The 22555-nt window shown below is 66.8% G+C and carries 20 protein-coding genes; 7 read left to right on the top strand and 13 right to left on the bottom strand.

What is annotated here, in order from left to right:
* The first annotated feature begins 180 nt into the window (after window positions 1-180).
* Entirely contained in the window at window positions 181-2094 is a 1914-nt protein-coding gene (thiC, locus tag IPU70_RS20995) for a phosphomethylpyrimidine synthase ThiC (RefSeq protein ID WP_013396649.1), read from the top strand.
* Window positions 2095-3078: 984 nt separating this feature from the next.
* On the opposite strand, the gene IPU70_RS20990 is transcribed toward thiC, so the two are convergent.
* The 7 genes from IPU70_RS20990 to gpmA form a co-directional block, all read right to left on the bottom strand.
* The gene (locus IPU70_RS20990; RefSeq protein WP_207469973.1) at window positions 3079-4491 is read right to left on the bottom strand and encodes an FAD-binding oxidoreductase; all 1413 of its coding nucleotides are present in this window, start codon (window positions 4489-4491) and stop codon (window positions 3079-3081) included.
* Window positions 4488-5207, bottom strand: a complete 720-nt coding sequence (locus IPU70_RS20985) for a FadR/GntR family transcriptional regulator (protein WP_207469972.1) — start codon at window positions 5205-5207, stop codon at window positions 4488-4490. The genes IPU70_RS20990 and IPU70_RS20985 overlap by 4 nt, the downstream gene beginning before the upstream one ends.
* 102 nt (window positions 5208-5309) lie before the next feature.
* Entirely contained in the window at window positions 5310-6497 is a 1188-nt protein-coding gene (locus tag IPU70_RS20980; protein WP_207469971.1) for a GGDEF domain-containing protein, read from the bottom strand.
* A gap of 107 nt (window positions 6498-6604) precedes the next feature.
* On the bottom strand, window positions 6605-7360 hold the full coding sequence (locus IPU70_RS20975; RefSeq protein ID WP_207469969.1) for a molybdopterin-synthase adenylyltransferase MoeB: 756 nt from the start codon (window positions 7358-7360) through the stop codon (window positions 6605-6607).
* Complete coding sequence (locus tag IPU70_RS20970) at window positions 7357-8802, bottom strand: S41 family peptidase (RefSeq protein ID WP_207469967.1); 1446 nt, start codon at window positions 8800-8802, stop codon at window positions 7357-7359. Before IPU70_RS20970 ends, IPU70_RS20975 begins: the two co-directional genes overlap by 4 nt.
* A 59-nt stretch (window positions 8803-8861) precedes the next feature.
* Window positions 8862-10484, bottom strand: a complete 1623-nt coding sequence (locus IPU70_RS20965) for a peptidoglycan DD-metalloendopeptidase family protein (RefSeq protein ID WP_207469964.1) — start codon at window positions 10482-10484, stop codon at window positions 8862-8864.
* Between the two features lie 7 nt (window positions 10485-10491).
* The gene (gpmA, locus tag IPU70_RS20960; protein WP_207469962.1) at window positions 10492-11244 is read right to left on the bottom strand and encodes a 2,3-diphosphoglycerate-dependent phosphoglycerate mutase; all 753 of its coding nucleotides are present in this window, start codon (window positions 11242-11244) and stop codon (window positions 10492-10494) included.
* Window positions 11245-11406: 162 nt separating this feature from the next.
* Here gpmA and IPU70_RS20955 point away from each other — a divergent pair, with 162 nt between their 5' ends.
* Genes IPU70_RS20955 through IPU70_RS20935 form a run of 5 tightly spaced genes read left to right on the top strand, consistent with a single transcriptional unit; the run spans window position 11407 to window position 14858 of the window.
* Entirely contained in the window at window positions 11407-11829 is a 423-nt protein-coding gene (locus IPU70_RS20955; RefSeq protein WP_207469960.1) for a rhodanese-like domain-containing protein, read from the top strand.
* Between the two features lie 51 nt (window positions 11830-11880).
* A complete protein-coding gene (gene grxC / locus IPU70_RS20950; protein ID WP_207469958.1) occupies window positions 11881-12138 on the top strand; it encodes a glutaredoxin 3 in 258 nt (85 codons plus the stop codon).
* A gap of 40 nt (window positions 12139-12178) precedes the next feature.
* Window positions 12179-12712 carry a protein-export chaperone SecB gene (secB, locus tag IPU70_RS20945; protein ID WP_013396659.1) on the top strand — a complete coding sequence of 178 codons (534 nt, stop codon included), beginning with the start codon at window positions 12179-12181 and terminating at the stop codon, window positions 12710-12712.
* 21 nt (window positions 12713-12733) lie between these two features.
* Window positions 12734-13819, top strand: a complete 1086-nt coding sequence (locus IPU70_RS20940; RefSeq protein ID WP_207469948.1) for an NAD(P)H-dependent glycerol-3-phosphate dehydrogenase — start codon at window positions 12734-12736, stop codon at window positions 13817-13819.
* A gap of 46 nt (window positions 13820-13865) precedes the next feature.
* Complete coding sequence (locus IPU70_RS20935) at window positions 13866-14858, top strand: tripartite tricarboxylate transporter substrate binding protein (protein ID WP_207469946.1); 993 nt, start codon at window positions 13866-13868, stop codon at window positions 14856-14858.
* A 72-nt stretch (window positions 14859-14930) separates the two neighbouring features.
* On the opposite strand, the gene IPU70_RS20930 is transcribed toward IPU70_RS20935, so the two are convergent.
* Complete coding sequence (locus tag IPU70_RS20930) at window positions 14931-15401, bottom strand: tRNA (cytidine(34)-2'-O)-methyltransferase (RefSeq protein WP_013396662.1); 471 nt, start codon at window positions 15399-15401, stop codon at window positions 14931-14933.
* Window positions 15402-15481: 80 nt separating this feature from the next.
* A complete protein-coding gene (locus IPU70_RS20925) occupies window positions 15482-16345 on the bottom strand; it encodes a ComF family protein (protein WP_242702616.1) in 864 nt (287 codons plus the stop codon).
* Between the two features lie 50 nt (window positions 16346-16395).
* On the opposite strand from IPU70_RS20925, the gene IPU70_RS20920 reads away from it, so the two are divergent.
* Window positions 16396-17328 carry a methyltransferase domain-containing protein gene (locus tag IPU70_RS20920; RefSeq protein ID WP_207469944.1) on the top strand — a complete coding sequence of 311 codons (933 nt, stop codon included), beginning with the start codon at window positions 16396-16398 and terminating at the stop codon, window positions 17326-17328.
* A gap of 75 nt (window positions 17329-17403) precedes the next feature.
* On the opposite strand, the gene IPU70_RS20915 is transcribed toward IPU70_RS20920, so the two are convergent.
* The 4 genes from IPU70_RS20915 to IPU70_RS20900 form a co-directional block, all read right to left on the bottom strand.
* Window positions 17404-18648, bottom strand: a complete 1245-nt coding sequence (locus IPU70_RS20915; RefSeq protein WP_013396665.1) for a YbdK family carboxylate-amine ligase — start codon at window positions 18646-18648, stop codon at window positions 17404-17406.
* 308 nt (window positions 18649-18956) lie between these two features.
* Window positions 18957-20426 (bottom strand): TrkH family potassium uptake protein, encoded by a 1470-nt coding sequence (locus IPU70_RS20910; protein WP_013396666.1) that lies wholly within the window; start codon window positions 20424-20426, stop codon window positions 18957-18959.
* A 51-nt stretch (window positions 20427-20477) separates the two neighbouring features.
* Entirely contained in the window at window positions 20478-21857 is a 1380-nt protein-coding gene (trkA, locus tag IPU70_RS20905; RefSeq protein ID WP_207469943.1) for a Trk system potassium transporter TrkA, read from the bottom strand.
* A complete protein-coding gene (locus tag IPU70_RS20900; protein ID WP_207469942.1) occupies window positions 21854-22546 on the bottom strand; it encodes a response regulator in 693 nt (230 codons plus the stop codon). Before IPU70_RS20900 ends, trkA begins: the two co-directional genes overlap by 4 nt.
* Between the last annotated feature and the right edge of the window lie 9 nt (window positions 22547-22555).

Here is a 22555-nt window from a genome sequence, read left to right as displayed (position 1 = left end):
CTATACTTCGGTTTCGCGCAGGGGTACTCGTCCCGCCTACAGGGCAGGACGTGTTGAGAGAGTCCCTTCGTACCAGTACGGATAATGCCGATGCTGGGAGCCGTATTCCCGCCATGCGTCTTTGCGCGCGCGGCGGGAGTTCCTTCCCGATCGGCTCCAACCACTCGCTTGGAGCTTTCCATGAACGCCAATCCCAAATTCCTGGCCGCTACCGCCGAAGTCGACGCGGCGGCCGTCGCACCGCTGCCCAAATCCCGCCGCGTGTATGAAGTGGGCTCGCGCCCCGACATCCGCGTGCCGTTCCGCGAAATCGAACAGGACGACACGCCGACGATGTTCGGCGGCGAGAAGAACCCGCCCCTGACCGTCTATGACTGCAGCGGCCCCTACACCGACCCGGAAGCCAAGATCGACATCCGCCGCGGCCTGCCCGAACTGCGCCGCGGCTGGATCGAAGAGCGCGGCGATACGGAAGTGCTGTCCGGCCCCACCAGCGACTACGGCAAGGAACGCCTGACCGACCCCAAGCTGACGGCCATGCGCTTCGACCTGCAACGTCCGCCGCGCCGCGCCAAGTCCGGCGCCAACGTCTCGCAGATGCATTACGCCCGCCGCGGCATCATCACGCCGGAAATGGAATACGTGGCGATCCGCGAAAGCCTGCGCCGCGAGCACTATCTGCAGACGTTGCGCGACAGCGGCCCCGATGGCGAAAAGATGGTCAAGCGCCTGCTGCGCCAGCACCCGGGGCAATCGTTCGGCGCCGCCATTCCCGCCGCCATCACGCCGGAGTTCGTGCGCGACGAGATCGCGCGCGGCCGCGCCATCATTCCGGCCAACATCAACCACCCGGAAGTGGAGCCGATGGCCATCGGCCGCAACTTCCTGGTGAAGATCAACGCCAACATCGGCAACTCCGCGGTCAGCTCGGGCATCGGCGAGGAAGTGGAAAAGATGACGTGGGCGATCCGCTGGGGCGGCGACACGGTCATGGACTTGTCCACCGGCAAGCACATCCACGAAACGCGCGAATGGATCATCCGCAACTCGCCGGTGCCGATCGGCACCGTGCCGATCTACCAGGCGCTGGAGAAAGTGGACGGCAAGGCCGAGGACCTGACCTGGGAGATCTTCCGCGACACGCTGATCGAACAGGCCGAACAAGGCGTGGACTATTTCACCATCCATGCGGGCGTGCGCCTGCCGTTCATCCCGATGACGGCCGACCGCATGACCGGCATCGTCTCGCGCGGCGGTTCGATCATGGCGAAGTGGTGCCTGGCGCATCACAAGGAAAGCTTCCTGTACGAGCGCTTCGAGGAAATCTGCGAAATCATGAAGGCCTACGACGTCAGCTTCTCGCTGGGCGACGGCCTGCGCCCGGGTTCTGGCTACGACGCCAACGACGAGGCGCAATTCGCCGAGCTGAAGACGCTGGGCGAGCTGACGCAGGTGGCGTGGAAGCATGACGTGCAGGTCATGATCGAAGGCCCGGGCCACGTGCCGATGCAGATGATCAAGGAGAACATGGAGCTGCAACTGGAACACTGCCATGAGGCGCCGTTCTATACGCTGGGGCCCCTGACCACCGACATCGCCCCGGGCTACGACCACATCACCTCCGGCATCGGTGCGGCGCTGATCGGCTGGTACGGCACGGCAATGCTCTGTTATGTGACGCCGAAGGAACACCTGGGCCTGCCGAACAAGAAGGACGTGAAGGACGGCATCATCACGTACAAGATCGCAGCCCACGCGGCGGACCTGGCCAAGGGCCACCCGGGCGCGGCGATCCGCGACAACGCGCTGTCCAAGGCGCGCTTCGAGTTCCGTTGGGACGACCAGTTCAACCTGGGGCTGGACCCAGACACCGCGAAGGAATTCCACGACGAAACGCTGCCCAAGGATTCGATGAAGGTGGCGCACTTCTGCTCGATGTGCGGACCGCATTTCTGCTCGATGAAGATCACCCAGGACGTGCGGGATTATGCGGCGGCTCAGGGGGTTAGTGAGAAGGATGCGTTGCAGAAAGGGATGGAGGAGAAGTCGATTGAGTTCGTTAAGAAAGGGGCCGAGGTTTATCATCGGCAGTGATGTTCTTGGGGCGTCTGTTTTGAGTTCTTGAGACGCACGGCGCGGCAGCGGCTTGCCGGGTGCGGGGCAACGATTGCGGTCCGGAGCGTTCGCTCCGGACTGCCCCGTCGTCATCCTCGTCCTCGCCTTCGGCGACTCCTTCGGATTCCCTCGGGCTTATCGACGCCCCGCACCCGGCAAGCCGCTGCCGCGCCGTGCTCTGTTTGTTGAATCTTCACGGACGCCGGGTCGGGCAGTGTGCTTGGCGTTTTCGCCACCGGTGGGGGTGGGCGAGGATCTTGCGGGGCCCGCCCCCGGCCGGCCGCGCGGGCGGCCTTTGGGGGCTTACGCGGTGTCTGACGTCAGGTAATGACGCTGCGCGCTGATGATGATCGCGTCGAATGGATGAAGTGGGTACAGGGATGCCCACAAGCGACGACACATTTCGCACGTACCCCATCATCGATGCATGCAGATCATGTTGGGGTGCTGGCAATTCGTCATTTCAACCCCGCCGCCGGATGGGCGGCGCGCGCGAGAGAATCTGCGCGCGCAAGCCACCATCCATCGCGCGCCGCCCATCACCGCCCCTCCCCCAAAACGGCGACAACCACTAGCAAACCACCCGCCGCATTCGCGCCAGCGCAACCTTCACAGCGCGCGAAACCGCGTATGCCGATTACGGCCGCCCGGGCGGCCGTAATCGGCGGGCCCCGCAAAACTCGCAACCGACCACGGCTCTAGCAGCGCATCAAACCGAAACGCGGGTAGCACGGCGGCGCGGGCGGCATGGCGGCGAGCAACCTCGATGCGCCCGAGGGAATCTGAAGGAACCGCCGAAGGCGGTGACGAAGATGACGAAGGGGCAGTCCGGAGCGAAGGCTCCGGACCGCAATCGTGGGCGCTCCCCGCCATGCCGCCCGCGCCGCCGTGCGGCCTACGAAGCCTCGTTCATACAAACCGAGCAGCAACCCAAAAGGCTCCGCTAAAAAGCGCCCCAAGAAATTACAGCAACTTCCCAGGATTCATAATCCCCGCAGGATCAAGAACAGCCTTTATCTCCCGCATCAACCGCAACTCCAGTGCATCCTTGCTATGCAAGAAATGGTCCCGCTTCAACTGCCCGATCCCATGCTCTGCAGAAATGCTCCCGCCATAACGATTCACCTCGTCCAGCACCGCATCCGTGATCGCCGCCCCATGCACCGCCACCCAGTCGCGGTCCGCGCCGGCGGGGCGTGACAGGTTGTAGTGCAGGTTGCCGTCGCCGAAGTGGCCGAAGATGAAGGGGCGGAGGTCCGGGTACAGCGCGCGCACGCGGGCTTCGGCGGATTCCATGAAGTCGGGGATGCGTTCGATCGGCAGCGACACGTCGTGCTTCAGGTGCGGGCCGTCGGCGCGCTGGGCTTCGGAGATTTCCTCGCGCAGCTTCCATAGCGCCTGCAGTTGCGCCAGCGATGCGGAGACAGCCGCATCCAGGCACAGGCCGCGTTCCAGCGCCGTGCCGATCACGTTTTCCACCAGGCCGTTCAGCGCGGCCTCGTCGGCTGTATCCGCCAATTCCACCAGCACGTAAGCCGGATAGCGCTGACCGAACGGTTCCTGCACGCCAGCGGCGTGCGCCAGCACCAGGTCCAGGCAATCGCCCGAAAAATACTCGAACGCCTGCAACCGCGCGCCGCATTGTTCGAACAGGATCTCGAACAGTTGCAGGGCCTGCGCCGGCGACTCGACGGCGGCCAGCACCACCGAGCGCACGTCGGTGCGCGGGAACAGACGCAGCGCGACCGCTGTGATGACGCCCAGCGTGCCTTCGGAGCCGATCAGTAATTGCTTGAGGTCGTAGCCGGTGTTGTCCTTGCGCAGCGTGCGCAGGCCATGAAAGATTTCGCCCGTGGGCAGCACGGCTTCCAGGCCCAGCACCAGTTCGCGCGCCATGCCGTAGCGCACCACGTTCACGCCGCCGGCGTTGGTGGCGACGTTGCCGCCGATCTGGCTGGAATCTTCCGCCGCCAGGCTCAGCGGCAGCAGGCGGCCGGCGTCCTGCGCGGCGCGGCGCAGGTTGCCCAGAATGGCGCCGGCCTCGGCCACCATGGTGTTGGCGATGGTATCGATGGAACGCACCGCGTTCATGCGGTCCAGGCTCAGTACCACGTTGCCCGCGCCGCCGTCCGGTGTGGCGCCGCCGCACAGGCCGGTGTTGCCGCCGCGCGGCACCACCGGCACGCCTGCCTCCTGGCATAGCGCCAGGCAGGTGGCGACCTCGGCGGTTGTGCGCGGGCGCACCACGGCCTGCGCGCGGCCCTTGTACAGGCCACGCCAGTCGGACAGCCAGGGCGCGATGTCGGCCTCGGCGGTGATGACGGTGTCGGGGCCCAGGGCCTGGACCAGGCGTTGCGGAAAGTCGGATGCGCTCATGATGTCTGCCTTGCGGCGGGAGGAAGTAGATCGAGTTGCAGGCGGCTGGCCGCCTGTTGCAGATGGCGGGCGGCGGCTTGCCGCGCCCGTTCGGGATCGCGCGCACGGATGGCATCGAACACGGCCACGTGCTCCTGGTGCACGGTGGCCGTCAGGCCGGCTTGCAGGCGGCTGTTGCTGCGCGCGGTACTGACGGCCAGCCTGAGTTGCAGGTTCAGATACTGCAGCAGGTCTTGATAGCAGCTGTTGTGGGTAGCGGCGGCAATGGCGCGGTGGAAAGCGATGTCGTGCTCCACGCCCCGCTCCGGATCTTCCAGATGCGACTCCAGGTCGGCCAGGGCGCGCGCCATGGCGGCCAGATCGGCGTCGTCGCGCCGCAACGCGGCCAGGGCTGCCGCGCCGCCTTCCAGTTCCATGCGCAATTCGTACACGCCGGCCAGTTGCTGGCGGTCCACCGCGATGCCGGCGGATAGCTGGAAGCCCTGCGCGCCGGTGCGCGACAGCACGGTGCTGCCGGAGCCCTGCCGGCTCTGGATCAGTCCTTGGGCGCGCAGGCGTTCGGTGGCCTCGCGGATGACCGCGGCGCTGACGCCGTATTGCTCCGCCAGGACGCGGCCCGCCGGCAGCTTGGCGCCCACGGGGTAGGCGCCCCCGGCGATGTCGGCGGCGATCTGGCGGGCGACCTGTTCGGTCAGAGTGAGGCTCTTGGTCAGCATCGGGACATTATAGACACACTTCTCAGGTTATCTGATAACTTTTGAGAAGCAAATCGCATGCGATCGAGGTTCAGGTTTCGTGGACCGCCGCGGGCAGCGTACTCAGGCGACGGCGGGTTCGCCGTCCGACACGGTCGTCTCGGTCTCTTCGGCCCCAGCCACGGCGCAGCAGCGGCCGCCTTGCGCCTTGGCGCGGTAGAGGGCGGCGTCGGCGGAATGCAGGGCCGTTTCCGGGTTGCGGTTGGCGCCGGACACGATGGAAATGCCGATGGACAGGCCCACACTGACCCGCGTGCCGTCCGCCAGCGTGATCGGCTGGGAGGCGTCATGCAGCAAATGTTCGCCCAGCTTCAACGCCGCCGTGGCGTCGATGCCGGTCACCAGCACGATGAACTCGTCGCCGCCGATGCGCGCGGCCACGTCGTCCACCCGCAGCATGGAGCGCATGCGCTGGGCGATGGTCATCAGCACCTGGTCGCCCGCTGCATGGCCGTAGGTGTCATTGATGAGCTTGAAGTCGTCCATGTCCATGTACAGCAGCGCCGCGGAGCTGTCCTGGCCGCGCGCGCTGGTGCAGACGCGCTCCAGCGCGGCCTGCAGGCCGGCGCGGTTGGCCAGGCCGGTCAGCGCGTCCTGGCTGGCGCGGCGCTCGCTGTCGCGCTCGGCCAGCATGGTGGACACCAGGATGCGGTTGAGCCGGTGCGAGGCGACGCTCATGCTGACCAGGTAGAACGGTATCTGGATGAAGACAATGGCCGTGACGTATTCGCCAGTGAAGGCCGCGCCCAGGCACATCGGCCCCAGGCTCAGGAAGATCATGGCGCCCACCAGCCGCGGCGCGCCGTAGTTCCGGAAGCAGATGCCGCCGGCCATGGCCCCGCAGGACACGCCGGCCAGGGTCGCGGCCAGCCAGTCGCCGTTGATGAAGGTGACGAAGACGCCGTAGCCCACGCTGAACGCCCACAGCAGCGCCAGCAGAATGTAGATGTCGGTATGGGTGTTGCCGCCCTTGGGCGCGGCGCGCAGGGCGGATCGCAGTATCAGGACGCGGACCAACGCCAGCACCACCTCCATCCCCAGCCAGGACAGGTACAGCGGCTCGGGGCGGCGCCAGGCGACGACGCCGGAAATCATAAGGGTGTTGATGACGCCGCCGGCAAAAATGGGGAGCGTGCCGAACAGACTGGCGATCAGGGCCGAGCGGATATCCGTGGGGGTATCGTGCCCGGAATGCGTCAACCAACGCGTCAGGCGCCATTTGGGCAAGCTGAACTTAAGTGCTGTATCCACGCGGTAACGTCCCTGGCCATCCACCCGATTTCGGGTAGGCTGGCTGGCGTTATAGCAGGTATTTCAAGCCTTTAATATTGTCCGCGGGGCCAATCCAGGCCATCGGATCAGTGCCCGCGATGCCCGCAGACGGCGCATTCGGGGTCGCGCTGGACGTTGACGCTGCGCCATTGCATGGTGCGCACGTCCAGCCACAACAGGCGGCCGGACAGGCTTTCGCCTACCCCGGACAACAGCTTGAGAGCCTCGGCGGCCTGCATGCTGCCAATGATGCCGACGACCGGCGCGAACACGCCCATGGTGGCGCAATTGGCTTGCTCGACATCGTCGCCTTCCGGGAACAGGCAGTGGTAACAGGGCGCGTTGTCGTCGCGCAGATCGTAGACGCTGACCTGACCGTCGAAGCGGATCGCGGCGCCGGATACCAGCGGCTTGCGGTGTTGCACGCAGGCGCGGTTGATGGCGTGGCGGGTGGCGAAATTGTCGGTGCAGTCCAACACCAGGTCCGCCTGCGCAACGGCGTCGGACAGGGCATGGCCTTCCAGCCGCTCGACGCGGGCATGGACCCGGGTCTGCGGATTGAAGGCCGCCAGCATGTCGCGTCCGGACTCGGCCTTGTGGCGGCCGACGCTGGCGGTAGTGTGCAAGATCTGGCGTTGGAGGTTGCTCAGCTCGACGACGTCGTCATCGGCCAGGGTGATGTCGCCCACGCCGGCGGTGGCCAGGTAGAGCGCGGCGGGGGAACCCAGTCCACCCGCCCCCACGATGAGCACACGCGCCGCCAGCAGTTTTTCCTGCCCTTCTATTCCCAGCTCGTCGAGCAGGATGTGGCGGGCGTAGCGCAGCAGTTGCTCGTCGTTCATTTGTCCTTGTTGGGCTCGACTCCGGTCGGCGTGATCTTCATGCGCTGGGGCGTGCCGCCGCCGGCCTTGGCGTCGGCCTTGGCCTGGGCGCGGGCCGAACCCTTCTGCACCGGCTTGCCGGCCAGCACGTTCAAGGCCTGTTGCAGCTGGAAGTCGTCCTTGCCGCCAAATTCGAACACCTTGGTCGGCACGTCGGCGTTGTCGTCGCCGCCGCTGGACTTCACTTCGTTGGCGGTCTGCTGGTTGGACAGGTGACGCTGCAGATCGGCTTCGCGCGGCAGGCGGAACAGGTCGCCTTCGGCCGTGTCGGCAACGACGTAGTCGGGTTCGATGCCGGTGGCCTGGATGGAGCGGCCGCTGGGCGTGAAGTAACGCGAGGTGGTGAGCTTGACCGCGGTGGTTTCGGACAGCGGCAGGATCACCTGCACCGAGCCCTTGCCGAAGGTGCGATTGCCCAGAACCTTGGCTCGCTTGTGGTCCTGCAGCGCGCCGGCCACGATCTCGGAGGCCGAGGCGGAGCCCACGTTCACCAGCACCACCATCGGCACCGTCTTGGTCCAGGCCGGCAGGCCGGCCAGGTAGTTGCTTTCGCCGCGGGCATATTCCGACGGCGTGGCCAGGTACTTGTGGCGGGCGTCGGGGGTGCGGCCGTCGGTGGTGACGACTACCGCGTCGGGCGGCAGGAAGGCGCCGGACACGCCGATGGCGCTGGTCAGCAGGCCGCCCGGGTCATTGCGCAGGTCCAGCACCAGGCCCTTGGGGGCTTCCTTGGCGCCCAGGTCCTTCAGTTGCTTGGCCAGGTCGGCGCCGGTCTTTTCCTGGAATTGGGCGACGCGAACGTAGCCGATGCCGTTGTCCAGCATCTTGCTGCGCACGCTGCGCACCTTGATGATGTCGCGCACGATCTTCAGCACGATGGGCTGCGGGCGGTCGGCGCGCATGATGGTCAGCGTGATCGGTGACTTGGGCGCGCCGCGCATCAGCTTGACGGCGTCGTTGAGCGTCATGCCTTTGGTGGGCGTGTCGTCGATCTTGATGATGAGGTCGCCGGCCATCACGCCAGCGCGGGCGGCGGGCGTGTCTTCGATCGGGGAGATGACCTTCACGAAGCCGTCTTCCGCGCCGACCTCGATGCCCAGGCCCCCGAATTCGCCTTGCGTGGCCGTCTGCATTTCGCGGAAGGCGTCGGCGTCCAGGTAGGCGGAGTGCGGATCCAGGTTCGACACCATGCCGGAGATGGCATTGTCGATCAGGGTCTTGTCGTCGACGGCTTCGACGTAGTTGTTCTTGATGGCGGCGAACACGTTGCTCAGTTGCCTGAGCTCGTCCAACGGCAGGGGACTGCCGCGCTGGGCGACCGCGGTCACGCCTACGCTGAGCAAAACACCAGCCACCGCACCGATGGCAATCAGACCGAAACCGCGAAACTTACGAGTGCCCATGCACACTTCCCGAATTTTGTTTTCGCCGATGGGGTTTGGTAATTACCAACGACATCAATCTACTGCGCCAGCCATTGTGCCGGATCCACAGGAGCGCCACGATGGCGAATTTCAAAGTATAGGCCGGATTCCACTTGGCCGCCGGTTGCCCCTACCGTAGCAATAGTATCGCCACCCGTCACCGAATCACCCACCCGTTTGAGCAGACTTTGGTTGTAAGCATAGACGGTCAGGTATTGCTGCCCATGATCCACAATGATGAGGTTGCCAAAACCGCGCAGCCAATCGGCGTAGACCACCGTACCGGGGGCCACCACCTTGACCGGCGTGCCTTCGGGCGCGCGCAGCACCACGCCGCGCCAGACACCGCCATCCGGACGATCGACCCCGAAGCGCCCCTGCACCTGGCCGCGCACCGGCATGGACAGCCCGTGGCGCAGGCCGTTGCCGCCACCGACTGGCGCGGCGCGGGCGGTCTGGGTTTGGGCCTGCTGCGCGGGCTCACTACGGCTTGGAGCGGGATTTTCCTGTACAGGTTCCGCCTTTTTGGGCGGGTCCGCGGGTTTAACCTGAGGCGGCGGTTCGCCAGTGGTCAGGCGGGACTGCTTCTGCTCGGCGGGACGCAATCCAGCCGCATCCGGGTCGGCCACGGCGACGGGGCCGCGGCCTTGGCGCGAGGCAGCCTCGACCTGCTCGCGCGCCTGGGCCGCATCGCGGGCGTCGCGGGCATCGCGCTCACGTTTGGCGTTGTCGGCCGCCAGCTTGGCCTTGTCGGAAGCGAGCTTGCGGTCGGCCTCGGCCTGCTTGCGGGCATCCTCGGCGGCGCGGCGCTCAGCGTCGGCGCGCTTTTTGGCTTCCTCGGCGGCACGGCGGGCTTCTTCCGCGCGGCGCACTTCCTCGGCCCGCTTGCGCGCTTCCTCGGCCTTTCGGGCGTCCTCGATCTGCTTGGCGATGGCCGCGTCCAGATCGGTGATGAGGCGCGACAGACGCTGGTCGTCGCGTCCCAATTTGTTGGCTTCGGCGCGCTGGGCGGCGATCTGCCCCTCCAACTGCGCCAGCAGCGTGGCGCGCTCTTTCTGCTGACCGACCAGCGCGGTCTTCTGCTCGGAGGTTTCGGCCACGACTTTTTCGATTTCGGCCCGGCGGGCGTCCGCGCGTCCCTGCAGGGCGGCCAGGCGTTCGATGTCCTCGCGCAGGGCCTGCACCGCGCTGGCGCGGGCCTGCGAGACGTAATCCAGATAGCCCAGGTTGCGCCCCAGCACCTGGGGATCGTCGCCGGACAGCAGCGCCGTCCAGGGGGACAGGCCGCTGGTGTATTGGGTGCGGAGCTGTTCAGCCAGTTCGGTGCGGCGCTTCGCCAGCACGACCTGCTGCGTGCCGATCTGCTTTTCCAGGCCGGTCAGGTCGGTCTGCGCCTGGCGGTTGGCCTCGGCCAGCTCCCGCAGGCGCAGGTTGATCTTGGAAATGGCCGACTCGGACTGCTTGAGCGCGTCGGCCGCCTCCTTGCGGGCAGCCTCGCGGTCATCGATGTCCTTTTGCAGATTCTCGATGCGGTCGCGCAAGGCAGCCTGCTGCTTTTCCGCGTCGGACTGGCGGCCGGCAAGGTCGTTGGGCGCGGCGCGAGCCGACAACGCCCCACCGGTCAGCATGACCGCCAACAACAACCCTGCCGCGCGACGCATAGAAATATCAGTCCTTCTTAGCCTTGCCCTGGGCTGCCACCGCAGCCATGGCCGCCTCGATCTCGGCGGCATCGCCCAGATAATAGTGGCGGATCGGGCGCAGGTCATCATCCAATTCGTAGACCAGCGGCTGGCCGGTAGGAATGTTCAGGTTGACGATGTCTTCGTCCGAGACGTTGTCCAGGTGCTTGATCAGGGCGCGCAGGCTGTTGCCGTGGGCGGCGATCAGGACATTGCGGCCGGCGCGGATGGCCGGGGAGATGGATTCGTTCCAGAACGGCAGCACGCGCTCCACCGTGTCCTTCAGGCATTCGGTGGCGGGCAGCTGATCAGCCGGCACCTTGGCGTAACGCTTGTCGAAACGCGGATGGCGTTCGTCGTCCAGGGGCAGCGGTTCCGGGGCGATGGCGTAGGCGCGGCGCCAGATCAGCACCTGCTCGTCGCCGTACTTGGCGGCGGTTTCGGCCTTGTTCAAGCCTTGCAGCGCGCCGTAATGGCGTTCGTTCAGGCGCCAGGTCACACCGACCGGGGTGTACATGGCGTCCATGGCGTCCAGGGCGATCCACAGGGTGCGGATGGCGCGCTTGAGCAGCGAGGAGTAGGCCAGGTCGAAGGTAAAGCCTTCTTTCTTGAGCAGTTCGCCGGCCTTGCGGGCCTGTTCGCGGCCGGTCTCGGTGAGGTCGACGTCGGTCCAGCCGGTGAAGCGGTTTTCCAGATTCCACTGGCTTTCGCCGTGGCGCATCAGAACGAGTTTGTGCATGATTTGGGACGCTTGTAACGCGGGTTAAAGTGAAGGAATGCGCTCATTTTATAATTGAGCGATTTTGCCCTTGATTTTGCCCCGGCGCACCCGCCCATTTCCGTGGCGCGGCGCTTCAGGGTTCGCCTATACCAGGCTAGTCGCCGCACTTCAGGATGCCCCGTGGACCTTTTGCAATTCTTGCTCGATAAAAACAACATCTTCATTGTCGCCGTTGCCGTGATCTCCGGCATCATGCTGGCCATTCCCGCCCTGCGCAAAGGCCGCAGCGGTTCGGCCGTGAGCACGACCGAGGCCATCCAGATGGTCAACCAACGCCAGGCCGTATGGGTCGACGTGCGCCCCGCCGAGCAGTTCCAGGCCGGCCACATCGCCCAGGCACGCAACGTGCCGGCGGCTGACATCGAGCAGAAGGCCGCCTCGCTGCCCAAGAACAAGCCGCTGGTCGTGGTTTGCGACAATGGCCGCGATTCGGCCCGCGCCGCCGCCAAGCTGCGCGCCCAGGGATTCGCCGACGTCGTGCCGCTGGATGGCGGCATGCGCGCCTGGTCGACCGCCAGCCTGCCGGTGACCCAGAAGGGTTGAAGCCTGGGGCCACGCCCCCATCTAGCTATTCTTGTCCCCCCAGGAGCGCCTATGAACAAAGTCGTCATGTACAGCAAGGACTATTGTCCCTATTGCTCCCGCGCCAAGGCCTTGCTCGAGCAGCGCGGCGTGACCGACCTGGAAATCATCCAGATCGACCGGGATCCGTCCCAGCGCGAAGTCATGATCGAACGCACCGGCCGGCGCACCGTCCCGCAGATCTTCATCGGCGATACCCATGTCGGCGGTTGCGACGACCTGATGGCCCTGGACCGCTCGGGTGGCCTCGCCCCCATGCTGTCCAGCTAATCGCCCCCCCTTTTTGCCCCTCCCACCAACGGAAACACTCATGGCTGATCAAGACCAAAACACCCAGCAAGAAGGCGGCAACGACGCGCCCTCGTTCAATCTGCAGCGCGTCTACCTGAAAGACCTTTCGCTGGAAATGCCGAATGCGCCCCACGTTTTCCTGGAGCAGGAAGCGCCCCAGGTCGAGGTGAGCATCACCGTGGGCGGCCAGCGCCTGGCTGAAACCGTGTTCGAAACCACGGTCACCGTCACGGTCACCACCCGCATCAATGAAAAGGTCGTGTACCTGGTCGAAGGCACGCAAGCCGGCATCTTCGAAGCCGCCAACATCCCCGAAGAGCAGCTCGATCCGCTGCTGGGCATCGTTTGCCCGACCATGCTCTACCCCTACCTGCGCGCCAACATCGCCGATGCGATCACCCGTACCTCGATGCCGCCGCTGCACCTGACCGAAGTGAACTTCCAAGCCCTGTACGAACAGCGCCTGGCCGAGCTGCAACAGCAGCAAGGCGCCGCCAACGGCAATGGCAGCGACTCGGGCATCATCCTGCCCCCCGGCGCGACCCGCCAGTAAAGCACGCCGCGGCGCCCCCTCATGAACAATCCCGTTGTGCCACGCTTGCGCGTCGCCGTCCTGGGTGCGGGAAGTTGGGGCACCGCGCTGGCGGCGGCCGCCAGCCGCCGCCACGCCACCGTACTCTGGGCGCGCGACGCCGCGCAGGCCGCCGACATGGCCGCCTCGCACGAAAACGCGCGCTACCTGCCTGGCATCGCACTGCCCCAGGCATTGAATATTTCCTCCGATCTCGACGCCACGCTGCGCAGCCTGCAAGAAGATGGCGCGCGCCGCCTGATCGTGCTGGGCGTGCCCGTGGCCGGCCTGACCGCCATCTGCGGCGAGCTGTCCCGCCGCCTGCCCGCGCTGGGATTGCAGGACACCCCCATCGTCTGGACCTGCAAGGGCTTTGAAGCCGACACGGCCAGGCTGCCCCACGAAATCATGCGCGAGGCCCTGCCTGGCGCGACCGGCGGCGCCTTGTCGGGCCCCTCGTTCGCGCGCGAAGTCGCGCAGGGTCTGCCGGTGGCGCTGACCGTGGCCAGCGACAATCCCGCCTTGCGCGAGGCCACCACCGCCGCCTTCCATGGCGCGGCGCTGCGCGTGTATGCCAGCACCGACCTGGTCGGCGTGGAAGTGGGCGGCGCGCTCAAGAATGTGATCGCCGTCGCCTGCGGCATCGGCGACGGCCTGGCGCTGGGCACCAATGCCCGCGCCGCGCTGATCACCCGCGGTCTGGCCGAGATGACCCGCTTCGGCGTGGCGCTGGGCGCGCAAGCCGAGACCTTCGCCGGGCTGACCGGCCTGGGCGACCTGGTGCTGACCGCCACCGGCGAGCTGTCGCGCAACCGCCGCGTGGGCCTGGAGATCGGCTCCGGCCGCAAGCTGGCCGACATCCTGGCCAGCGGCATCACGGCCGAAGGCGTGCGCTGCGCGCGTGCCGCGCTGGACCGCGCCCGCGCCATCGGGGTCGAACTGCCCATCACCGAGGCCGTCTGCGCCGTGCTGTTCGACGGCGTGGCCCCCATGACGGCCGTGTCCGCCTTGCTGGCGCGCGACGCCCGCTACGAAAGTGGGGCCAGCGGCGACCAGCCGGACGCGGCGCCGGATCGACAGCCCGACTGATCCGCCTGATAACAAACACCACGCATAACCCGAGGAGACATCCTTCATGACGCAAACCCGCAAGTTCCGGGTCGGCCCCCTGCTACGCGGCCTGTGCCTGAGCCTGGCCGCCGTCCTGCCGGCCGCCGCCCACGCCGACTGGCCCGACCGCCCGATCCACATGGTCGTGCCCTTCCCGCCCGGCTCGTCGCCGGACATCCTGGCGCGCACGATCTCGGAACCGCTGTCCCAGGCGCTGGGCCAGCCCATCGTGATCGACAACAAGCCGGGCGCCGGCGGCAACATCGGCACCCGCATCGTGTCGCAAGCCAAGCCGGACGGCTACACGCTGCTCTACACGATCAACGGCCCGCTGGTCACCGCGCCCACGCTGTACAAGAAGACGCTGGGCTACGATCCGCTGCGCGACCTGCAGCCGGTGTCGCTGGTGGGCACCAGCCCCAATGTGCTGGTCGTGCCCAGCAGCCTGAAGGTCGATAACGTCAAGGATTTCGTCGCGCTGGTGAAGGGCCGCGGCAATTCGCTGAACTACGGCTCCGTCGGCCCGGGCAGCTCGGCCCATCTGGCGATGGAGATGTTCAAGGAAAGCGCGGGCGTCGACCTGGCGCACATTCCCTATTCCGGCTTCCCGCAGGTCATTTCAGCCATTATCGGCGGCGACGTACAGGCCGGTTTCATGGTGCCCGCCATCGCCGTGCCCCAGGCGCGAGACGGCAAGGTAAAGCTGTTGGCCGTGACCAGCCTGCAGCCCAGCGAGGCCTTGCCCGGCGTGCCGACGATGGCGTCGCAGGGCTATCCGGACTTCGAAGCCATTTCCTGGAATGCCGTGCTGGTCCCGGCCGGCACGCCCACGCCCATCGTCGAGCGCCTCAACAGCGAGCTGGCGCGCATCATCGGCAGCGATGCGGTGCGCAAGCAGCTGGCGCTGCAGTACTTCACGCCCGCGCCGTCCACACCTGAAGCCCTGACCGCCCGCATCAAGAACGAAAAAGCGCGCTGGGACCAGGTGATCGAGAAGCTGAATCTGTCGCTGGACTGATTACAGGACCGCTAGTGGGTCAAGCGCGATAGGTAGCGGGGCTTTTGCCCCGCGTTTCTCGCGCGACTCCCGTCACACGCCCCCTTCATACCCCTGCTGCCGCCAGGCCTCGAACACCGTCACCGCGACGGCATTGGACAGGTTCAGGCTGCGCTGGCCGGCGCGCATCGGCAGCCGCAGACGCTGCTGGGGCGGGAACATCGCCTGATGTTCCTCCGACAAGCCCGCCGTTTCACGACCGAACACGAACACGTCGCCCGGCTTGAAGCCGATATCCGCCACGCTGCGCTGCGCGTGCGTGGTCAGCGCGTAAATGCTGGAAGGCGCAGCGCCGGTATCGGCCAGCGCCTCCTGCAAGGTGTCATGCACGCGCACCGGCTGCCATTCGTGGTAGTCCAGCCCGGCGCGGCGCATACGGGCGTCATCGAGCTCGAAGCCCAAGGGGCGCACCAGATGCAATTGCGCACCCGTATTGGCGCACAGGCGGATGGCATTGCCGGTATTGGGCGGAATTTCGGGACAGACGAGGATGACGTGGAACATGGCGCTGGGAGCTCGAAACGGCTTGCGGCTGGAAGATCGCCGCACACCTGGAATTGTCGCCGATTTGCCGGCGGGCAGACTCAGGGTGTGCGCGCTGCAACCAGCACCGTGACACTCGCCGCGCCCGCAGCCACCAAGGCGGCAGCAGCGGCATTGGCCGTGCTGCCCGTGGTCATGACGTCGTCCACCACGACGAGGTGCCGTCCGCGCACCTCACCCACGCAATAGAACAGGTTTTGCGCGCCGAGCCGGCGGGCGCGGCGCCCCTGCGCGGTCTGCCTGGGGGTCTCGCGGCGCCGCCGCAGCAAGCCGCGCGCCAGAGGCAGTCCGAGTTCGACCGCCAGGCTGCGGGCGATCTCAGCCGCCGGGTTCATGCCGCGCTGGCGCAGCGATGCGCGGCTGGCCGGAATGGCCACCAGCAAGGCGCCATCAGCCAAGGGGCCATCGCGGCCCACGGCGGCCGCGATCAGCCGGGCCAGCACCGGCGCCATGCTGAGCCGCAGCCGGGTCTTCAACATCAGGATCAGGGTATCGGCGGGCGGCGCGTAGTCGAACGCGGCGACCGTGCGCGAAAAGGCCCGGGGAGTGCCCAGGCAGCTGGCGCAGTGCGGCACGCCCGGGCGCAGGCGCAACGCGCAACGAGGGCAGCGCGACAAGGCTTGCTGGCGCGCCGTGCAAGGAGCGCCGAGGGACGCCCCGGGGATGGCTGGCCCGCAGGTGGCCGCCTCGCCGATGTCTGCATCGTGCGTATCGGTTTCGTGGATGCCGCGCTCCCGGATGTCGGTCTCGCAGATGTCGGCTTCGCATCCCGCGCAGAGCCGCGCCCCCGCCACCCGGGCGCCGCACAGGGGACACTCGCAGCCGACCCGCGACAGCAGCCACCGCCCCATGGCCCGTAGGGGCAATCGGAAGCCGCGGCCCGGATGCGCAATAATGGATGCCATCCCTCATGAAACCATGATCCGCCCGCGGTGTAGACGCGGGCGCGACCGAAATGTCCCTGCCAGAATCCGCAACGCTCCCCTCCCTGCCTATCGTCAGCGCCGACGTGCCCAGGCAATTCGCCCGTCGCGGCGACCTGTCCGACGCCCAGTTCCTGTACGGAGAAGTCGCCCGCCGCATGCTGGGGCGCCTGCAATACATCCGCGTACAGCCCCAGGCGATGCTGGACGCCGGCTGCGGCGCGGGCGACAACCTGCCGTTGCTGCGCGAACGCTACCCCGACACCGCCTATACCGGCCTGGACAACTGCGAGCCGCTGCTGGAGCAGGCCCGCAAGCGCCACGCGCCCGCCGGCCTGTCGGCCTGGATCGGCAAGCTGGCGCGCCGCGGCCCGGCGGCCCCGGCCTTCGTCAACGCCGACCTGGCGGCGACCGGGCTGGCGCCCGAATCGCTGGAAGTGGTGTGGTCGAACCTGGCCATGCACTGGCACCGCGCCCCGCACGCCGTGCTGGCGGAATGGCGGCGCATCCTGAAGGTGGGCGGGCTGGCGATGTTTTCCTGTCTGGGGCCGGCCACGCTGCGCGAGCTGCGCCAGGCCCTGGACGACGCCGGGCTGCGCACCGCCACGCCGTCCTTCGTGGACATGCATGACTTCGGCGATCTGCTGGTGGAAAACGGCTTCGCAGACCCGGTCATGGACCAGGAGATCCTGACCCTGACCTACCGCAGCCCCGAAAAACTGCTGCAGGATGTGCGCGCGCTGGGCGGCAACCCCGCCGAAGGCCGGCGCGGCGGGCTGGTGGGCCGGGATTGGCGCGACCGCCTCTGCGCCGCCCTGGAAGCGCAGCGCCGACCCGACGGCCTGATCGTCTTGAGCATCGAAGTCGCCTACGGTCACGCCTGGCGCGCCGCCGCGCATCGCACCACAACGGGCGAAACCCGGCTGTCGATCAGCGCGATCGGCGGCCGGCACCACGCGCCTTGAGATTGGGCTGGACGGGGTTTGCCCGCCCCGCGGCTGGTCGGTGGCCGGTGCTCCGTCGAGCGCCGGCCAACTGGCTCAGTGCAAGCGCTCTGGCAACGGCACGCTGACCCCGGGCTCGGAAGCCGGCAAGGCCGACATAGGCTCGGAGGTGGCGCGGATGCGGCGCCTCAGAACCGCCGTGGGTTCAGCCGGTCCTACCCCAGGCGCAGCCACGCCGCGCCACGCGTTCGACATGGCCTCCACCACCAGCGGCAGGTCGCGCAGGCGATGGAACTGGCTGCGCAGCCAGCGGGAATCGTTGCCGCTGCGCATGGATTCGTCGCGCAAGGCGGCAATCATGTCGCCCGTGCCCAGCTCTTCGGCCACCGGCATCAGGCGCTGGAACAGGTTGCGCAGGTGATCCATCAGCCGCAGGCGCTGCCCGTCAGGCGTCACGTAGCTGCCTTGCAGACCGAAGCGGCAGGCCTGGAAGTGGTTGCTGCGATAGGACAACCAGGCGCCGTCGCCCGGATCGCCCTCGCGCATCAGCAGCACCGCCAGGGCCTGGGCGAAGGCCGCCAGCTGGCAAGCCCGCTCGACCGTCAGCGGCGTATCGCACACGCGGATCTCGACCGTGCCGAATTCCGGCTTGGGACGGATGTCCCAGTACAGGTCCTTGATGCTTTCGGCCAGGCCGTAGGCCCGCAGCTGCGCCAAATGAGCCTCGAACTGGTACCAGTCCTTCACTTCGGGCGGCATGTGGCCAGCCAGCGGGAAGCTGTTGACCGCGTTCAGGCGCGAGCACGAGAACAGCGTGTCCACACCCTCGCAATACGGCGAGGACGCCGACAGCGCGATGAAATGCGGCACGTAGGGCGACAGGCGGCGCAACAGTTTGATGGAATCGTCGCCGCTTTTGACGCCCAGGTGGATGTGCTGGCCGAAGACCGTAAATTGACGCGCCAGGTAACCGTACATTTCGGCCAGGTACTGGAAGCGCGGGGTGTCCGAAATGGAGCGCTCCTGCCAGCGCATGAAAGGATGGGCGCCGCCGCCGGCGACCGACACGCCCACGGCGTCCGCCGCTTCGATCAGGGCGTCGCGCATCTCGCGCATCTCGGCCAAAAGCCCCATGGGGTGCTCGTGCACCGAGGAATTCAGTTCGATCATGGACCGCGTGATTTCCGGTTTAACGCGGTCGGCGATAGGATGGTTGGCCATTTGGGCCAGCAGCTCGTCCGAGGCTGCGGTCAGGTCAAAACTGCGAGGGTCTATCAGTTGCAGCTCGAGCTCGATGCCCAGGGTGTTGGGGGCCGACGAAATGAACGGGATCTGTTCCATCTCGGACTCCTTTCTGAATGTTTGATGAGGGTGTGCGCCGTTCGACCTTGAAGCCCGGCAACATCCCGGGGGGCACTAGACGGCAGCTTGTGCACGCATGATAGCCGCTGTTTTGTGGCAAGAAGATGGAAAATCGTGACATTTATGTGCAACATCACGAAGCAATCAGTTTTTCCCTGTGAAGAAAAGTGAGCGAGCGCTCACGGCATAGAAACGGCGCGGGCTCCCGGCCCGCGGCGGCCGGATAGCGAGCGTGGAAGGGGCTTCCGGAAGGGGGTGGGACAACCCTTATGCGGGTTATCCCCAGCCTATTTTCGCCAGAAAATAGGGGTGAACAGCACCAGCACCGTCAGCAGTTCCAGGCGCCCGATCAGCATCGCGAAGGTGCAGACCCAGATCTGGAAATCGGACAGAACGGCGAAGTTGCCCATGGGGCCGACCGGCCCCAGGCCTGGGCCTGTATTGTTGACGCTGGCGAAAACGGCCGAGAAGGCCGTGATCGGGTCCAGGCCGGACAGCAGCAGCAGGCTGGTGAACACGGCGATGGACAGGCCGTAGAACAGCATGAAGGCCAATACCGACGACATGGTGCGGGTCTCGACCGCCCGGCCGTTGATGCGCACCGGGCTGACCGCGTGCGGATGCAACATTGTGACCAGTTCGTTGCGTGCCTGCTTGACCAGCAGGATCGCCCGGATCATCTTGATGCCGCCGCCCGTCGACCCGGCGGAGGTGGCGAAGCCCGACAGCAGCAGCATGGTCAGCGGGGCGAACAGCGGCCACTGCGCGAAGTCGGTATTGGCGTAGCCCGTGGTGGTCGCCATGGAAATCGTGTTGAACATGCCGTAGCGCAGCGCCTGCAGCGGATCGTCATAGACCCCCTTCAGGAACAGGAACACCGAGATGACCAGTCCGACTCCCAGCACCACCACCAGGTAGGGAATCGCTTCCGGACAGCGCAGATAGGCGCGCCCGCTGCGCTGGCGGAAGGCATTGAAGTGGGTGGCGAAGTTGATGCCGGCGATCAGCATGAACACCATCGCCACCATTTCCACGGCCACCGAATCGAAGTGGGCAAAGCCGTCGTCCCAGGTCGAAAAGCCGCCCAGGCCCATGGTGGTGGCCATGTGGCACCAGGCTTCGAACCACGATAGCCCGACCGCCCGGTAGGCCAGGAAACACAGGATGGAGAACACGAAATAAACCGCGTACAGCGCCTTGGCGGTGCTGGCGATGCGCGGCGTGAGCCGCTCGTCCTTCATCGGTCCGGGCGTTTCGGCCCGCACCACCTGATGTCCGCCCACCCCGAGCAAGGGCAGAATGGCCACCGCCAGCACCAGGATACCCATGCCGCCGATCCAGATCAGCGTGGCGCGCCACAGATTGATCGACGCGGGCAACGTGTCCAGGTTGGTCAGGACCGTGGCGCCAGTGGTGGTCAGGCCCGACATGGCCTCGAAGTACGCCCCGGTAAACGACAACGGCAAGCCGGCGCCGTGGAAATAGAGCAGCAGCGGAATGGCCGCCAGCAGGGGCAGGCCCGCCCACACGGCCGACACCAGCACGAAGCCGTCGCGCGCGCGCAGCTCGCAGCGGGCGCGGCGCGTCACCGCCGCCAGGCCCCCGCCTATGCCCACCGAGAGCAGGAACCCGTCCAGGAAGGCCTCGCGCGCCGCGTCGCCTCCCACGTAGGCGACGGTCAGCGGGATCAGCATGGTGAGCGCGAACATCACCATCGTCAGGCCCAGGATGTAGAGGGTGCCCAGGACGCGCTTCATGGAGCTATCCGGCCGCGCGCGGCCGGCGCGAAAGGAAGGAGGCGGCACCCATCAGAAGAAGGACGCCGAGACTTGGAACAGCTTTTCCACGCGCGGCATCTGCCGGCGCGAAGGCACGAAGACGATGACGTGGTCGTCGGATTCGATCACGGTATCGGCGTCCGGCAGGATGATTTCGTCTTCCCGCACCAGCGCGCCGATGCTGGCGCCCTTGGGCAAGCTGACCTGCCCGACCGCGCGCCCCACCACCTTGGAGGTGGAACGGTCGCCATGGGCGATGGCCTCCAGCGCTTCCGCCACGCCCTGGCGCAACCGGTGCACGGCGGCCACGTCGCCGCGGCGCACGTGCCGCAGCAGTTCGCTCATGGTGGCCTGGGAGGGCGACACGGCGATGTCGATATGGCTGCCCTGCATCAGCTCGCCGTAGGCCTGGCGGTTGATCAGGGCGATCACCTTGCGCGCCCCCAGACGCTTGGCCAGCAGCGAGGACATGATGTTGTCCTCGTCGTCGCTGGTCAGCGCCAGCCAGGTGTCCATGTCCTCGATGTTCTCGCGTTCCAGCAGCGCCTCGTCGGTGCCGCTGCCGTGCAGGACCAGCACGCTGTCGGGCAGCTGGGTCGCCAGGTACTCGCAGCGCTTCTGGTCGCGTTCGATGATGCGGACGCTGTATTTTTCCTCGGCCAGTTGGCGCGCCAGGCGCAGGCCGATGTTGCCGCCGCCCGCGATCATCACGCGGCGCACGGCGCGCTCGGCCTCGCGCAACTGCCGCACCGCGCGGCGCGCATCGCGCGAATCGACCACCAGCACGACTTCGTCACCCGGGGCGATGACGGTGCCGCTGCCGGCCCGCAGCGGCCGGCCGCCGCGCAGCACGTCGATCACGCGCGCCTTCACGTCGGGCCAGACGTCGCGCAGCTTGTCGACGGGGGAATGAGCCATCGGGCTGCCGGCTCCGACCCGCACGGTCACGACGCTGACCCGCCCTTCGGCGAACTCCACCACCTGCAGGGCCTCGGGGAATTCGATCAGGCTATGCAGATAGGTGGTGACGCTGCGCTCGGGACTGATCAGCGCGTCAATGCAAAAGCCCTCTTCGCTCATGAGCTCCGGGTGTTCGGCGAACTCGACCGAGCGGATGCGGGCGATGCGGCGGGGAATGTTGAACAGCTGGCGCGCGATCTTGCAGGCCACCATATTGGCCGAATCCGAGGCCGCACAGGCGATCAGCAGGTCGGTATCGGCGGCGCCGGCGGCCTCCAGCACCGATACCTGCGAGCCGTCGCCCAGGACGACGCGCAGGTCGAAGTGTTCTTGCAAGTATTGAAGCTGGACAGGATCCGAATCGATCACCGTGATGTCGTTCTCTTCGGACACCAGGTTCTCGGCCACGCTGGTGCCTACGCGGCCAGCGCCCATGATCAGGATCTTCATGTGCTCCGCTTGCGGGCGGACTCGATGCCCAATTGCTTGAGCTTGCGGTACAGGTGGGTGCGCTCCAGCCCGGTGCGTTCCGATACCCGGGTCATGCTGTGGCTTTCGCGGACCAGGTGGTATTCGAAATAGATGCGCTCGAATTCGTCGCGCGCCTCGCGCAGCGGCTGGTCCAGCGAAATGCTGCCGAGCTGGCCGTTGGACGTGACCGGGACTTCGTTGGCCGGCGCGGCGGCCAGGACCGGGGGATCCAGTTCGTCTTCCAGCGCCACGGCGGCGCTGGCCACGGCCTGATTCGACACGGCAGGCGCCGGGTGCGGCGCGCGGCCGCGGGCCAGGCCAGCGGCGACGGTCTTCAGCAGGCGCTGCAGCGTGATCGGCTTTTCGAGGAAGTCCATGGCGCCGATGCGCGTGGCTTCGACCGCCGTGTCGATGGTGGCATGGCCGCTCATCATGATCACGGGCATGTCCAGCAGGCCTTGCGAGCCCCATTCCTTGAGCAGGCTGACGCCGTCCGTGTCGGGCATCCAGATGTCCAGCAACACCAGATCAGGGCGCATGCGCAAGCGTGCAGCGCGCGCTTGCGCCGCGTTTTCAGCCAGCTCGACCGTGTGTCCTTCGTCGTAAAGGATTTCCGACAAAAGCTCGCGTATACCGACTTCGTCGTCAACCACCAGAATTCTGGCCATAAAGCATCC

Origin of the sequence: Achromobacter sp. SD115 (assembly GCF_017355315.1) — a bacterium.
In the GTDB taxonomy this organism is placed as follows: Bacteria; Pseudomonadota; Gammaproteobacteria; order Burkholderiales; family Burkholderiaceae_B; genus Achromobacter; species Achromobacter xylosoxidans_B.
The sequence above is the reverse complement of the archived record's forward strand: the minus strand, read 5'-3'. Positions and strand labels throughout refer to the sequence as shown.